Origin of the sequence: Caryophanon latum (assembly GCF_001700325.1) — a bacterium.
GTDB lineage: Bacteria > Bacillota > Bacilli > Bacillales_A > Planococcaceae > Caryophanon > Caryophanon latum.
This window is the reverse complement of the sequence record NZ_MATO01000028.1, coordinates 1-13,668: the sequence shown is the minus strand read 5'-3', so window position 1 is coordinate 13,668 and position 13,668 is coordinate 1. Positions and strand designations below refer to the sequence as shown.

Sequence of the window (13,668 nt, the reverse complement as noted above, 5' to 3'; positions counted from 1 at the left end):
CCAAACTTTCTGCATTCGGGCGCTTATTGCTCGCCTTGAATCGTTGTAATTTCAATGACACGGTCTTTTTTGCGAACGTCTACTTTAAATAAACGTACTAACCATGCTTCTTCAATATAATACTGTCCGCCGATTTTGTCGAATGGACGTGTTTTCACATCATAGCGGCGCTCATTAAATACGTAAAACATCTCTGATACTGGGAAGCGATATGAATGCCCATTACCTGTCACATAGAAGCCATTTTCCCCTTCTGCGCCTTTATAGCCGAGTGTTTCTAATAGTGGCGTCGCTAAATAATATGTTAAGTCGTTATATTTAATTGCCTTTAATTCGTCGATGCGCACCTCGTCAATATAAATGCCACGCTCATCTTCAAATAATAACGGATACAATGTTTTGCTCGTTGCGTTCGCTGTGAAGAAGCTCGTTTTTTCTCCAATAATTGACGTTAACATCGTATCTAATTGCTCTAGCGTTACCGTTTCGCCTTTTAATGCGACAATTTTTTCGTGGAGTAATTCGTTTTGCTTCGTCGTTAAACGCTTCGTTAGCTCTTGTCTAATTTGCTGCGCGCGTGGATCCGTTAATGTAATGTCCGCAACTTCCGCAATTAATAGCTGACTAAGCCACGCTGGTGAATCGGCTGGTACTTTATATTTCGTTGCAAGCTGTGCCGCAACAATTTGTGTCTTCACTTGCGCCAAGTTTAACTCTGGCATAAAAATAAAACGTGAATTTTCATGTACATTTTGCTTCTTCGCCTGAATGATCGCTACATGCTGATTAAATTCGATTTCCATCTTGCTTACTTCTTCTACAAACTTATCCGTTACGTTATATGCGCTATAAATAGAATAATCCTCTGTTGCTGTTTTTAGCGCTATATCGCCTGCTTGCCAATATAAATCATAGACGTTTCCTTTACCTGAAAATACCGTATACGTTAAGCCATCAAGCGTGTTCGTACTTGAAAGCGGCAGCCCGGTAATCCATTGTCCTTTTTGACCGTTCTTTGTCGAAATATGAACAGTCGATGTGTCGGCAGTGCCTGCTTGCAGCTGTACGAAAACATTTTGCATTAATGTTTGGCTTTTTAATCCACCTGCAATTGGCACTTTATACGTCAGCACTTGCTGATTCGTATCGCCTGCTGTAAACGTCGCAGAGTTGCCTGCTAATCGGTTACATGCACCTTCCTCACAAGCAATCGCCGTTGCAGCTTTCGGCCAAACGAGCGTCAATTCGCCGCTTGGTAAATCGGTAAATGTATGACGTACTTCGAGCGTTGCATTCGCATACGTCACTTCAATTTCTTGCGCGTACGAAAAATCAACGAGCGCTTTTTCGTCGCCGCCCTCTGAAAAGCCGTAATACTGGAAAAATACAAGCCCTGCATTTACAAGTAATAAAACAACAAAAAGTGAAACTGCAATTTTTTTCATGTGCTTACCTCCTGCAGCATGATAAGATAAATGGCGAAAGGAAGTGTACTAAAATGATTCAACGTTTTATTGAATTAGGTGAAGGCTATGGTGATATTTTTGAGCTGTGCGAGCTTGCACGTACAAACGCAAGTCGCCTTGACCAAACATACATTATGTATGCGAAAAAGAATGATAAAGTCGTCGCATCACTTGCAATTAGTTTAAAGCCAGTCGGTGATAGCAAGTTTATGCCGATTTATTTATGTCGAGAAGGCATTCCATATGAGGATGAGAAGCCATCAAAACGACTTGACATTTTCGAGCAAGCAATGACAGAGCTTGGACATGTGCCAAACCGCTTCGAAATTAAGCATTCATCTATATTTTCGGAAAATAATTTGTATTATCAATACTTAATCGGTATTTTACGACTAAACCACTACATCCCACCTATGAACTAAAAAGCAACCATTATAAGCCTGTTTTATAATCGTACTCTTTCGCTTTATCGGGCTTCGCGTTTTCGAACTCCGTTTTCACAAATGGGCGGTACGAAGGTACAACGTCTTTCACAAAAGGAAGGCGTTGTAGCTTTTCCATTAATGCCTCCACATCTTGCTGGTTACAATACATCACAACATATTTAAGCTTGCGTGAAATGTAATGCACATTGCCATATTTGCGCAACGTCTTCGCATGCTTTAGCTGATTGACATAAATAATAATTCCTTGGCGTTCGTTCATCATTGTTCCCTCATTTCTTACTTTTGAGCTTACCATACCATTTTCAATCGTGGCAACAGCGATTAGCTGACTATTTCCCAAATTTCGTATATAATAGATTGGAGAATATTGTTAAGGAGGATGACGATGGGAAAAAAGACAAAAGTAGCAATTGCAATCGCTGCAGCAAGTGCAGCTGCTTGGGCAGGTACGAAAGCTTTATCGAAGCCGGAACGACGCCCTGGTAAACCCGCTCTACAATCCGAACGACCATTAATTTTTGCACACCGAGGTGGCTGCCAGCTAGAACCAGAGCATACGATGCTTGCATTCAAACGCTCCGCTGAACTTGGTGTAGATGGATTTGAAATCGATATTCGTTTAACAAAAGATGAAGAAATTTTAGTATTTCATGACGAAACAGTAGACCGCACGACGAACGGTACAGGAGCAGTGGCATCATTAACGCTTGACGATTTACGCGAGCTAAACCACGGCTACCATTTCCAAAACTTAGACGGTGAATACGTATATCGTGAAAAGCAAGTCGCACCGGTTACACTGCGTGAGCTATTAACGGCATTCCCGACAACACTCATTAACATCGATATGAAGGACGGTCCAGATACTTATGAAGGTAGTTTAATGCCTTCAAAACTATGGCGTCTTATTGAAGAGCTTGATGCAGCAGAGCGCGTAATTGTGACGAGCTTCCACTGCGAGCAAATCGATCGATTCAATTTATATGCACAAAACCGCGTCGCATTAGGTGCAGGCGAAGCAGAGGTGCGCAACGCCTTTACGACATTTACAGGGCAATTTGGACATTTATATCATCCAAAAGCAGATGTATTCCAAATTCCAATTAAACATAATCGCATCGCACTCGACTCACCAAAGTTCATTCAATTTTTAACGTCTTTAAATATCCCAGTTCATTACTGGGGCGTTGACGACGTCGTGACGATGCAGCGCTTAATTCGCCTCGGTGCAAAAGGAATCGTAACCGGTCGACCAGACTTAGCGCATTTCTTATTGCAAGAAGCATAAAAAAAGGGAGATTCAGAAGTCTATCTTGACTTCCGAATCTCCCTTTCGTTCGTTCATCTTACAACATATTCGCCGTTCCATGACTAAACGCATAAAGCTAAAAAGAGCTGAATTACGCTGAACAGCCGCAGCCGCCACCAGTACCACAGCTGCTTCCACAAGATGAATTCGTTTCAAAAAACGGATTGCTCATCGGTACTTTTACAGCGTCTGATACCGAACGCCCAATAAGCAAGCTCACCTCGTCTAATAAATATTGTACTTCGTTTTCTGCTACACGCAGCGCAGAAATAGCCTCGTTCAAATCAAGCTCGCGTTTTTGTTTGCGAATCGATTTCATAATTGTATTGTAATCCGGATGGTACTTACCGAAACGTTGCACGTCTTCATACTGATCCTTCATTCGTTGAAATGCGTTTATTTGCTGAACAAGGGCTTCGTTTTCATATACTGCTTTATATGCAAGACGATATTGCTGCACCGGCTCTGATTGTAAAATCATCGCACTCAGCTCGTCTGCTCCATCAAGAATATGCAGCCATTCTGATGTCATCATCATGATTAACTCCCCCATTCTCCTTCTATCATATCAAACAATGTGCTATTTTTACATTACACGAACAAAAAAGGAGCTGTAACATATGAAAAAATTTCAACAACTGCTCGACCAAAGCAACGAGGAGCAACGAAAATTAATCGATGAAGTTGTTGATCGCCTGCTTCTGCATACAGCAGGTGACGACACATACCGCTTCCCGCTAAATGCGCTTATCGGCTCGACAGGTGAAACACTTGAAAATGCTGGTATTGTGCGCGTCAAAAACACGAGCGCAATCGGCAATTCACTTGGCTACCCACACGGCGGCATTATCGCAACGATTGCAGATGGGGCGATGGGACGCATTGCAAACGCCCACGCACAAAAGCATGGCAAACGCGTCGTTACATCTAATTTAAACGTCCATTACTTAGCCACGACGACCGACGACGAGCTCATCGCAACTGGCTCCATTATTAAAGAAGGGCGCACCGTTATCGTCGCTGAATGCACAGTAACTGATTCTACTGGACGTGAGCTTGCATTTGCTACTGCAACGTTCCAGCTCATTACACCACGCACGTAAATAAAAAATCAATCGCCAATGAATGCGCGATTGATTTTTTATTGTGCGATGAACATTTGCGTATAATTATTTAAAAAAACACCAGAGCCCATCGCTGTAAAGCTTTTATTTAAAATCATCGAACGATGGCTTTTTGAGTTTAACCAACCGTGCATTGCCTCAATTGCATCAATGTACGATAATGCGACATTGGAGCCTGCCTGCTTGTACGTCATACCAATTTGCGCAAGCTGCTGCTTAATATCCCCTTTTGTTGGTGATTCACTTGATAAATAACCTTCTCGCACCATTTCCTCACTATGTGTTCGCGCTAATTCACTTAAACGTGTTTCAACAAGTAATTCCGGCAGCTGCTCCTTCGCACGTGCTACATTCGCTAAATCTGTTAGCAGCAACGCTTGTGCGGCATCAATTTCCGTTTGCTCATACGACGTTGGCGGCTTCGTATTAACAAGTTCACCCATAAAAATCATTTCATACGGCTGTTGTGCGACGAGCGTGCTCGCATTTAAAAAACGCACCCCTTGAATCGTCCCTACATTTTCACTAACATACACTTGGGCATATAAATCCTCATAGGCAATTAGCAAACGCTGATGCAAATCTTCCTCCGACAACGTAAAGCTATATACGCTCTCACCGATCGTGACGTTGACCTCAGATTGAATAATCATCGAGCGATACAGCTCCTCTAACGGCTGATTAATCGCAAATGGCGACATATCAATACTTGCACCACCGACATAAATTTGTGCGACGTTGCCATCTTCTACGCCGACAAGCATAAACGTATCATGCGAAGCGTTGTAAACGTGCCACTCCTCATTAAACTCCGCTACGTCAATGCGATCAGCTTTGCCATACTTCTTTTGAAACGCTTCAATACTTCCGTCAATAAATGTTGAAATGCCATCATCTGGACGTGCGAGCGCATCATGCTGTACATTTATTTGTTGCTGGGGCAACGGTTCGGTAACATTTGGCCCTTCTAAAACTTCATTTTCTTTCACTGAATTCGTTGTGTAATATGTAATCACACCAATAATAACAACAGCAATGACGATTTTATAAAACGTTTGCAAGTCTTTTCCCCCAACATATTTTTCATAATTATAGCAATTTCATCAGCCTTTATACAATGTAAGCATTGCAACTACAGAACTGTTCATCTATTATGAATAGTAAGACAATTGCAAGGGAGGAAGTTCATTATGTATTTGAATCACCACCAGCTTGACGGCGTCATTGCAGAACAAGAATTACTCGAAAAAGTTATGGCACAGCAAGGTCTTGAATGTACCGGTGCATGGGATTACGACCGTAAAACATTTGACCGTCGCTTCGATTTACAGGAAGGTTGCTATTATTTACGCGTTTTCACGTATGCGATCGAAGGCGATGTCGGCGCGCACAATGCCGTACTAAAAATCGTCAAACCTGCACTCGGAAAATATTACTATCCACACGGCGTTGAATATACAGACGAAGTATTTCCATCACACCTCGTCGAAGCATGTGAACGCATTTTGCAAAATGTGGAGCAAGCATTAAAGGAACACGGTCGCGCTGTTACATTCCCACACGAAACAGAAGAAACTGTCTAGGTTCTGTCTAAAAACTAGTTTATTAAGCGGGTTGATTCGCCATTCCATTGGCAGTTCGCGTATGACGGCTCGCTTTGCCTCTGCGGTTACTCGCGGCAGATCAATTCCTAGGGCTCGGCGGCGAACACGATGTTTGCCATGACAATTCCGTATAGATTTCAAGTTGGGTCCTTACAACAACCGATTTTGCTCTATAAAAGTGGCGAATTAACCGACCTACTTTTGAATCAACTAACTCTACCAAGAGCTGATAAAACTACTCATTCGTTTACAGCGTTCATTTATGCGGATGCGGAATTATAAAGTTTTTAGACACGTCCTAATACAAAAAGGGCTACTCGAAAAAATTTTTTCGAATAGCCCTTTTTCATATTAAAATCCTAAAATTGCTTTAAATACCGATGTCGTCGTACCACCTGGGTATTTCACATACAGTAAGTAGTATACTGCCACACCTGTAATAGCTACGAAAAACCATACGATACTCGTAATCGGTCCTATCTTACGGTGCTTTTGAATGTTGTTTTTAAACCCTAACCAAAGTGTCACAATACCGAACACCGCGCCCGACGTTGCAAGAACGATGTGGAAAATTAAAAACACTGTGTAATAAATTTTTAAATCTGCTGGGCCACCAAACGCCGTGTTGCCGACAAATACTGTGCGTGATGCGTAAATAATAAAGAATAAAATAGCTGCAATCGCCGCCGCAATCATCGTCTTTTTATGCGCTTCTACTTTGCGCTGCGCAATTAAAATCCAACCGATTGCAACAAGCACTGCACTTAGCACGATAAAGCCTGTACTAATTGTTGGTAATAAATATTCTCCTAAAAGCTTATCCATAAGTTGTCTCCTAAACGTTAATAATAGTCATTCATCGTTTTACGTTCTGCTAATGCTGCTTCTGTAATCGCATCCGCATCCCGCTGCTCATGCTTATACCAAGCGCGAAACACCGTATACAGCAGCACGCCGAAAATAAGCTCTTGAATGATTTTCATGACAATGCCGCCGAGCTGCTGATCTTCTAGCGTCGACATAGACATAAATAACTCCGGTCCTGTAATTCCTGCACTCGCTAAACTGGCAAGCATCGTTGTTGGCACACAAAGCGCCATCGACTGCAACCACGCTTCCCCTGATTGATAAGTGGCATAAAGTGGCGTATCCGCAAAAATAATTAATGCACACGCTGGCGTAATAAGTACCGCATTACTAATAATCATCGCCGTTTTATGTAGCCCTTTTAACTGCCGCTCACCTGGCACACTATTAACCGTCGTCCAGTACATCGCAATCGCACTACTAAACAACATAACCGTATAGAGCGCATGCAACGCCTCACTCAATTTAATCGCATCTAAAATTACAGGAATATGATAAAAACTAAACAGTAGCACAAAGCTAAATAACGCTATAATAGGCTGCGTTACAATGCGCCAAATTGGTTGCACGAGTGGATTAGAAATAAAGGTTTGCCAAAGCCATGCCGGAATGCCTTTAATGATGAAAATCGGCACAAGCAACAATAAAAACGCCATCTGTACCATGTGCATCGTAAAGCTAATATGCGCTAATACGTCTAGCGGTGATCCTTTAATAACATAAATAAGTAAAAGTGCGCTATAAAAATAGAACGCTTCACTTTTCTTTATTTGCTCACTATGCGCAAAACGTCCACGCCATCTTCCTGTGCATTGTGCATATAGAAAACCAACAATCATTAACAAACATAAGAAATAAGGGCTCCATAACGCCTGAAAACCAAATATGCGCAGTTCCATATGACCGCTCCCTCTCCACTAGCTTCATTATAAGGATACTATGATAAGACATCAAATGAACAACCTATGACATTTTACAATCGATAATGAAAATGATGTGCCGCTCCACAAACATCCGTTCAAGCGCTCATTGCCCCAATCATAAAAAAGCTGCTTGCGTAAACACAAGCAGCTCCGTTCGTTACCACGCTGTATTCCACCAAATAATTGTGACGAAGCATAGCATCGTAATAAATGTAATAAAAATGCCGCTCCACATGAAAAATGAAATTAAACCCATGTTTTTTTCATTCATATGCATGAAGTAATACAGCTGCAAGACGACTTGAATGCCTGCAAATAATAAAATGATTGGCGTCACATAATATGGCGAAAATCCTGCATTGACCGCGATAAATGCGATAAGCGTTAAAAAAATCATAAGCGCAAATGTCACGACTTGCATTTTCATTTGATCCGCGCGGCGTTGTCGTTCATACTGAAATTCCGTTGTATTTCTAACGATGACTTCTTCATGATGTGCCAATTACATCGCCCCCATTAAATAAACTACCGTAAAGATAAATACCCATACGACGTCGATAAAATGCCAATAAAGCGCAGCTACGTAATATTTCGGTGCGTTGTATAAATTTAAGCCTCGCTTGCTGTTTCGAATGATGAGCGACGAAATCCAGCAAAGCCCTAGCAGTACGTGCGCCCCGTGCGTCCCAACTAACGTATAAAACGCTGACGAAAACGCTGATTGCGAATAATGAAACCCTAAATGCACGTAATGATTAAACTCGTAAATTTCAAGCGCTAAAAATACAGCGCCTAAAATAACGGTAATGCCCATCCACGTTTGCGTCCCTTTAAAGTTATGATTTTTCATATGATACATCGCATATACCGACGTAAGCGACGATGTAAGCAGCACCATCGTCATGACGAACACGAGCGGTAACTCAAATAAATTTTGCGTCGTAAATTCCTCACCCATTGAAGCAGGGCCGCGATTTTTTAACGCTAAATATGTCGCAAACAAGGAGGCAAATAACACAACTTCACACGCTAAAAAGATCCAAAAGCCGACAAACTTATTTTTGCCCTCAAGCGTCGCCTGCTCTGGATGATCTGGCCACGTTTGTGCTGTAAATTGTTTATTCATATCCATTAGTCATTGCCCCCCTTTTTTCCATAAAGGCGCTCTTCCTCTGCTAAAATTTCCTCAACATGTACGTGATAACCATGATCATCTTTAAACGAGCGAATGAACATACATACAAACAACATCCCTAAACCGCCGACAAGTAAATAAATCGACCACGGCTTATCCGCATCCATATTGTACAACGCACCGAATGAGGCGATAAACAACCCAACTGTCATCATAAACGGTAAAATCGAGTTGTTCGGCATATGAATATCGCTCAGTGGCTCAGCGTACGTCATTCCCTCCTCATTACCTTCTTGCTTTTCAATCCAGTACGTATCTAAACCACGAACGAGCGGCGTTTGACGGAAGTTGTAAAACGGCACTGGCTGCGGAATTGCCCACTCAAGCGTACGTCCATCGCCCCACGGATCGCGCCCAACTTTTTCATTTTTCACAGCGGTAATGACAACATTTACGACAAGCGTAATGACACCAATTGCCATAAGCACTGCCCCGACTGTTGAAATCATGTTGAATAAATCCAGTCCTTGCCCCGCGTCGTATGTAGAAACGCGTCGTGGCATCCCCATTAATCCTAAGAAATGCTGTACGAAGAATGTGCAGTGGAAGCCGATAAAGAACAGCCAAAATGTTACTTTCCCTAGCTTTTCACTAAGCATTTGATTAAACATAAGCGGCCAGTAATAATGCGCTGAGCCAAATAATGCTAGTACGATACCACCGACAATTACGTAATGGAAGTGAGCGACGATAAAGTACGAGTCGTGCAGCTGATAGTCAAGCGGTGCAGCTGCCTGCATAACGCCGGTTACCCCACCTGCTACGAACGATGGAATAAAACCTAGTGCATACAACATCGGCACCGTTACTTTAATCGAACCACCCCACATCGTGAGCAGCCAGTTGAACACTTTCATGCCGGTCGGAACGGCGATAAGCATCGTCGCTACTGCGAAAATGGCGTTAGCTGTCGCACCTAAGCCGACTGTAAACATATGATGCGCCCATACCATGAACCCTAAAAACCCGATTAAAATTGTCGCAAATACCATCGACGAGTAACCGAATAATCGTTTGCGAGAAAACGTTGCGAAAATTTCAGAAAATAGTCCGAACGCTGGTAGCACTAAAATGTATACTTCTGGATGTCCAAAAATCCAGAATAAATGCTCCCAAATAATCGTATTTCCACCCATCGTATGATCGAAGAAATTCGCTCCGAACATGCGGTCAAATAGCATTAGTGCTAAACCGATCGTTAACGGTGGGAATGCGAATACGATTAACGCACTCGATACGAATGTCGTCCACGTAAATAACGGCATGCGCATATACGTCATTCCTGGCGCGCGCATGTTGACGATCGTTACTAAAAAGTTAATACCAGAAATAAGTGTACCCGCCCCCGACACTTGAAGTCCTAGCACGTAAAAGTCAATGCCATGCCCTTCTGAATAAAGCGAAAGTGACGCATACGACGTCCACCCAGCATCCGGCGCACCACCTAAAAACCACGATAAGTTTAAGAAAATGCCTCCGAAGAAAAATAGCCAAAATCCGAGTGAATTTAAAAATGGAAACGCGACGTCACGCGCACCAATTTGCAGCGGTACGACGGCGTTCATAAATGCAAACAACAGCGGCATGGCAGCTAAAAAGATCATCGTCGTACCATGCATCGTCATTAATTCATTAAAAAACCCTGCTGATACGAAATCATTGTTCGGCTTCATTAATTGAATACGCATAAGCATTGCTTCAATTCCGCCAAGCACGAAGAAAAATGTACCTGCAATTAAATACATCACGCCTATTTTTTTATGGTCAACGGTCGTCATATAATCCCAAACCGTTGCGCCAAAGCCTTTTTTATTAGCGATTGAGCTCACGATGAATTACCTCCCCCAGTTCACGATTCTCACTTCTTATTCCTGTTCTACTGAAAGACTCATTAAATACGCAGCGATTGCTTCCAGTTCTTCCTTTGGTACGTCATCATACATTGGCATTAAGTTGCCTGGCTTTAACGTTTCTGAGTTTTGTAGCCAGTTTACAACTTCTTCCTCTGTATGATCTAGCACACCTGCTACACGATTTCGATCACCGAATGTTGCTAAGTTAGGTCCGAGTGCATTTGAAGCGTACGCATCGTCTGGTGTCGTCGCAATCGCATCTGTCGCATGACAAGCAATACAGCCGTTTGCTACAAACGCCTCTTCTCCAGCTTGCACGTCCGCGGCCACTGTGCGATTTTGTGTATTTTGCATCGCCGTTACCCATGCGTTGAAATCTTCACGCTTTAACGTTTTTACTTTAAAATCCATTAGCGCATGTGACGGTCCACATAACTCCGCACATTTACCGTAAAATACGCCATCTTTTAACCTTGCTGATTCCTCACTAAACTCTAAGTAAAATTTATTTAAGTTCTCTACATTCGTATCCATCTTACCTCCAACTGCCGGGATCCAAAATGAATGCTTTACATCTGCTGCAATTAAGTTGAAATACACGTTTTCATTCGTTGGTACTACAAGTTCCTGAGACGTTACGATACCTAAATCAGGATATTCAAATTCCCACCAATAAAGCTTCGCCGTTACATTTACTGTCAACGCTCTTTTATCGCCATTTTCATCGACCGCATCCATGCCCGACGTATCGCCAAGCTCATATGTTGCCATTACGGTTGGCACTGCTAAAATTAACAGTAAAATAATCGGAATGACCGTCCAAATAACTTCTAGTGTATGACTGCCTTCCACTTGCTTCGGAATGACATCTTCTCCGATAACAGAACGTCGGAATTTAATGAACGAAATGAAATAAATAATACATACTACAATTATGACAAGTGCCATAATTGCCGTTGCTAAAAGCAATAAATTAAACTGCTCTTGTCCGACCTTCCCAGCAGGTGTAAGCGTTGATAAATACTCTTCACCACAAGCTGTTAAAAAGACGGTCATCGTCGCCAACAATGCTACTAAACGCCATTTTTTAAACTTTCTCATCATAGCTCCCTCGAACCCCTCTTTCTTTGTTGTATTTGCCCATCGTTACAACAGTAAAGACGCATTGCATAAAGCAACGTTTAAAAGAAGTTGCTTTGTAACTATACGAGCATTTGAAAAAGACACATCTTAATTAGTGACACGCGTGTTGATTAGCCATTCAATTGGCAGGGCGCGTATTGCGGCTCGGCGGCGAACACGATGTTGGTCATGAAGGCGGTGACTCGTGTAGTGGCGCTTATCGCCTTCCTCAAGCCTCCGCACCGCTCCTACGTCACTACGGGGTGTTTCGTCACGAGCTTTTCCCCAAGGAGTCTCGCCGCACACTTCCTGCCACTACAAAACAAGCGATTCAGCTGTATAAAAGTGGCTAATCAACAGACCTGAATTAGTGAGTCGTTTTCATTTACTCAAAACTATACGAATAGCATCACGCCAAAAAATGACTCACTTTTGACGAATGAGCATATTCCGCTAATTCAACTATACCGAACTCCGTCATTTATTTCTATATATTATCGAAAAATTACGAAAAATGCTAAATTTAACATATTACCTACTATTATATTGATATAAAAAAAATAGCCACTCTTTTACTGACTGCATACACGTAACAAATGCGTATATTTCCTTGCACTGCGATCGTTTACTATAGCCGATTTATGAGCGATGAAACATCAGCTAAAAATCTCTTTCGTACACATATATGCTAAAAGTTGTATTTTTTTTCTACATTCGATAACATAAAGGGGCAGGGACGTTTTTAAACGTTCGTTAAAAAGTAGGTGGCGCGTATGATCCAACAACGTACATTCATGAAAATTATCGCCGTCTTGTCAACAGTCGGCATGTTGTGTATTTTACTAGGGGGAGCACTCGTTACGAAAACTGACAGCGGTTTAGGATGTGGGCGCAATTGGCCTGACTGTAACGGCTCGCTTATTCCAAAAGAAATAACAGCAGAAGTACTCATCGAATTTTCGCATCGTGCAGTAACTGGCTTTGTGTCCATTTTCATCGTACTGCTAGCCGTTTTATGCTGGCGCAAACTTGGACATATTCGCGAGGTGAAGTTTTTAGCAGCTGTATCGCTGTTCTTTTTATTTGCCCAAGCACTTATTGGCGCGGCACAAGTAAAATGGGGACAAGGAGATTTCATATTAGCATTGCATTTTGGCATCTCACTTATTTCATTTTCTTCAGTCTTTTTATTGTCGCTCATCGTCTTTGAAGTCGACAGAAAATTCGATGCTGAGCATGTCCAAATAAGAAAAAAGCTTCGGATACATACAATTGCGGTTACACTTTATTCTTACATAGCTGTTTACACTGGTGCACTTGTACGTCATACCGAAGCGAGTTTAGCTTGCCTCGATTGGCCGCTTTGTCATTATGAACGTGGCTGGAATCTATTACCTGCCAATAAATACGAATGGATTCAAATGGGGCATCGTGTTGCTGTTTTTTTACTAATTGTTTGGGTTTTATATATTACGTATACGGTGATGAAGCACGACCGTCATCAAAAAGCACTTCGTTACACGTGGCTAGCCGCTTCGATTTTAATTATTTGTCAAATGCTTAGTGGCATGCTCATCGTGTTAACGCGACTGGACTTGTTCGTCGCACTTGCACATTCTCTCTTTATTTCGATGCTGTTTGGCTTGTTATGCTATGCCGTGTTGCTCGTTTCAAGAAGCGTCGAAAAAGAACAATAAAAAAAGACTCATTCAACGGTAAAGTGTACCCTTTGTAAAGGACATTTTGAAAAAGAGCTAGC

The 13,668-nt window shown here is 42.2% G+C and carries 15 protein-coding genes; 5 read left to right on the top strand and 10 right to left on the bottom strand.

Annotated features, from left to right (window positions below):
- Positions 1-23: 23 nt before the first annotated feature.
- Positions 24-1,445 carry a hypothetical protein gene (locus tag A6K76_RS06375; protein ID WP_066463237.1) on the bottom strand — a complete coding sequence of 474 codons (1,422 nt, stop codon included), beginning with the start codon at positions 1,443-1,445 and terminating at the stop codon, positions 24-26.
- Positions 1,446-1,498: 53 nt separating this feature from the next.
- Between A6K76_RS06375 and A6K76_RS06370 the strand changes: the two genes are divergently transcribed.
- Positions 1,499-1,888 (top strand): DUF7147 family protein, encoded by a 390-nt coding sequence (locus tag A6K76_RS06370; RefSeq protein WP_066463234.1) that lies wholly within the window; start codon positions 1,499-1,501, stop codon positions 1,886-1,888.
- Positions 1,889-1,898: 10 nt separating this feature from the next.
- Here the strand turns inward: A6K76_RS06370 and A6K76_RS06365 are convergent, their stop codons facing one another.
- Positions 1,899-2,171 carry a YlbG family protein gene (locus tag A6K76_RS06365; RefSeq protein ID WP_066463233.1) on the bottom strand — a complete coding sequence of 91 codons (273 nt, stop codon included), beginning with the start codon at positions 2,169-2,171 and terminating at the stop codon, positions 1,899-1,901.
- Positions 2,172-2,297: 126 nt separating this feature from the next.
- On the opposite strand from A6K76_RS06365, the gene A6K76_RS06360 reads away from it, so the two are divergent.
- A complete protein-coding gene (locus A6K76_RS06360; RefSeq protein ID WP_066463231.1) occupies positions 2,298-3,200 on the top strand; it encodes a glycerophosphodiester phosphodiesterase family protein in 903 nt (300 codons plus the stop codon).
- Between the two features lie 112 nt (positions 3,201-3,312).
- On the opposite strand, the gene A6K76_RS06355 is transcribed toward A6K76_RS06360, so the two are convergent.
- Entirely contained in the window at positions 3,313-3,759 is a 447-nt protein-coding gene (locus A6K76_RS06355; RefSeq protein WP_066463229.1) for a YlbF/YmcA family competence regulator, read from the bottom strand.
- Between the two features lie 82 nt (positions 3,760-3,841).
- Between A6K76_RS06355 and A6K76_RS06350 the strand changes: the two genes are divergently transcribed.
- Positions 3,842-4,324 (top strand): PaaI family thioesterase, encoded by a 483-nt coding sequence (locus A6K76_RS06350; RefSeq protein ID WP_066463227.1) that lies wholly within the window; start codon positions 3,842-3,844, stop codon positions 4,322-4,324.
- Positions 4,325-4,362: 38 nt separating this feature from the next.
- Here the strand turns inward: A6K76_RS06350 and A6K76_RS06345 are convergent, their stop codons facing one another.
- Positions 4,363-5,406, bottom strand: a complete 1,044-nt coding sequence (locus A6K76_RS06345) for a CAP domain-containing protein (protein ID WP_066463225.1) — start codon at positions 5,404-5,406, stop codon at positions 4,363-4,365.
- A gap of 129 nt (positions 5,407-5,535) precedes the next feature.
- Between A6K76_RS06345 and A6K76_RS06340 the strand changes: the two genes are divergently transcribed.
- Positions 5,536-5,928: a YugN family protein gene (locus tag A6K76_RS06340; RefSeq protein ID WP_066463223.1), complete on the top strand. Its 393-nt coding sequence runs from the start codon at positions 5,536-5,538 to the stop codon at positions 5,926-5,928.
- A gap of 372 nt (positions 5,929-6,300) precedes the next feature.
- Here A6K76_RS06340 and A6K76_RS06335 read toward each other — a convergent pair whose 3' ends face one another.
- From A6K76_RS06335 to coxB, 6 genes are all read right to left on the bottom strand, one after another.
- Entirely contained in the window at positions 6,301-6,774 is a 474-nt protein-coding gene (locus tag A6K76_RS06335) for a DUF420 domain-containing protein (RefSeq protein ID WP_066463221.1), read from the bottom strand.
- 17 nt (positions 6,775-6,791) lie between these two features.
- Positions 6,792-7,715 (bottom strand): cytochrome c oxidase assembly factor CtaG, encoded by a 924-nt coding sequence (gene ctaG / locus A6K76_RS06330; protein ID WP_066463219.1) that lies wholly within the window; start codon positions 7,713-7,715, stop codon positions 6,792-6,794.
- Between the two features lie 181 nt (positions 7,716-7,896).
- A complete protein-coding gene (locus A6K76_RS06325; RefSeq protein ID WP_066463217.1) occupies positions 7,897-8,241 on the bottom strand; it encodes a cytochrome C oxidase subunit IV family protein in 345 nt (114 codons plus the stop codon).
- Entirely contained in the window at positions 8,242-8,871 is a 630-nt protein-coding gene (locus A6K76_RS06320) for a cytochrome (ubi)quinol oxidase subunit III (protein WP_066463215.1), read from the bottom strand. It lies immediately after the preceding gene.
- Entirely contained in the window at positions 8,871-10,763 is a 1,893-nt protein-coding gene (gene ctaD, locus A6K76_RS06315; protein ID WP_066463213.1) for a cytochrome c oxidase subunit I, read from the bottom strand. The genes A6K76_RS06320 and ctaD overlap by 1 nt, the downstream gene beginning before the upstream one ends.
- A 36-nt stretch (positions 10,764-10,799) precedes the next feature.
- Positions 10,800-11,891: a cytochrome c oxidase subunit II gene (gene coxB, locus A6K76_RS06310; protein WP_066463211.1), complete on the bottom strand. Its 1,092-nt coding sequence runs from the start codon at positions 11,889-11,891 to the stop codon at positions 10,800-10,802.
- 791 nt (positions 11,892-12,682) lie between these two features.
- Between coxB and A6K76_RS06305 the strand changes: the two genes are divergently transcribed.
- The gene (locus tag A6K76_RS06305; protein ID WP_245671963.1) at positions 12,683-13,606 is read left to right on the top strand and encodes a COX15/CtaA family protein; all 924 of its coding nucleotides are present in this window, start codon (positions 12,683-12,685) and stop codon (positions 13,604-13,606) included.
- The last annotated feature ends 62 nt before the right edge of the window (positions 13,607-13,668 follow it).

Excerpts from the sequence above, each read along its gene's own strand:
- A6K76_RS06375 (WP_066463237.1), bottom strand. The coding sequence starts at position 1,445 with ATGAAAAAAATTGCAGTTTCACTTTTTGTTGTTTTATTACTTGTAAAT.
- A6K76_RS06370 (WP_066463234.1), top strand. The coding sequence starts at position 1,499 with ATGATTCAACGTTTTATTGAATTAGGTGAAGGCTATGGTGATATTTTT.
- A6K76_RS06365 (WP_066463233.1), bottom strand. The coding sequence starts at position 2,171 with ATGAACGAACGCCAAGGAATTATTATTTATGTCAATCAGCTAAAGCAT.
- A6K76_RS06360 (WP_066463231.1), top strand. The coding sequence starts at position 2,298 with ATGGGAAAAAAGACAAAAGTAGCAATTGCAATCGCTGCAGCAAGTGCA.
- A6K76_RS06355 (WP_066463229.1), bottom strand. The coding sequence starts at position 3,759 with ATGATGATGACATCAGAATGGCTGCATATTCTTGATGGAGCAGACGAG.
- A6K76_RS06350 (WP_066463227.1), top strand. The coding sequence starts at position 3,842 with ATGAAAAAATTTCAACAACTGCTCGACCAAAGCAACGAGGAGCAACGA.
- A6K76_RS06340 (WP_066463223.1), top strand. The coding sequence starts at position 5,536 with ATGTATTTGAATCACCACCAGCTTGACGGCGTCATTGCAGAACAAGAA.
- A6K76_RS06335 (WP_066463221.1), bottom strand. The coding sequence starts at position 6,774 with ATGGATAAGCTTTTAGGAGAATATTTATTACCAACAATTAGTACAGGC.
- ctaG (WP_066463219.1), bottom strand. The coding sequence starts at position 7,715 with ATGGAACTGCGCATATTTGGTTTTCAGGCGTTATGGAGCCCTTATTTC.
- A6K76_RS06320 (WP_066463215.1), bottom strand. The coding sequence starts at position 8,871 with ATGGATATGAATAAACAATTTACAGCACAAACGTGGCCAGATCATCCA.
- coxB (WP_066463211.1), bottom strand. The coding sequence starts at position 11,891 with ATGATGAGAAAGTTTAAAAAATGGCGTTTAGTAGCATTGTTGGCGACG.
- A6K76_RS06305 (WP_245671963.1), top strand. The coding sequence starts at position 12,683 with ATGATCCAACAACGTACATTCATGAAAATTATCGCCGTCTTGTCAACA.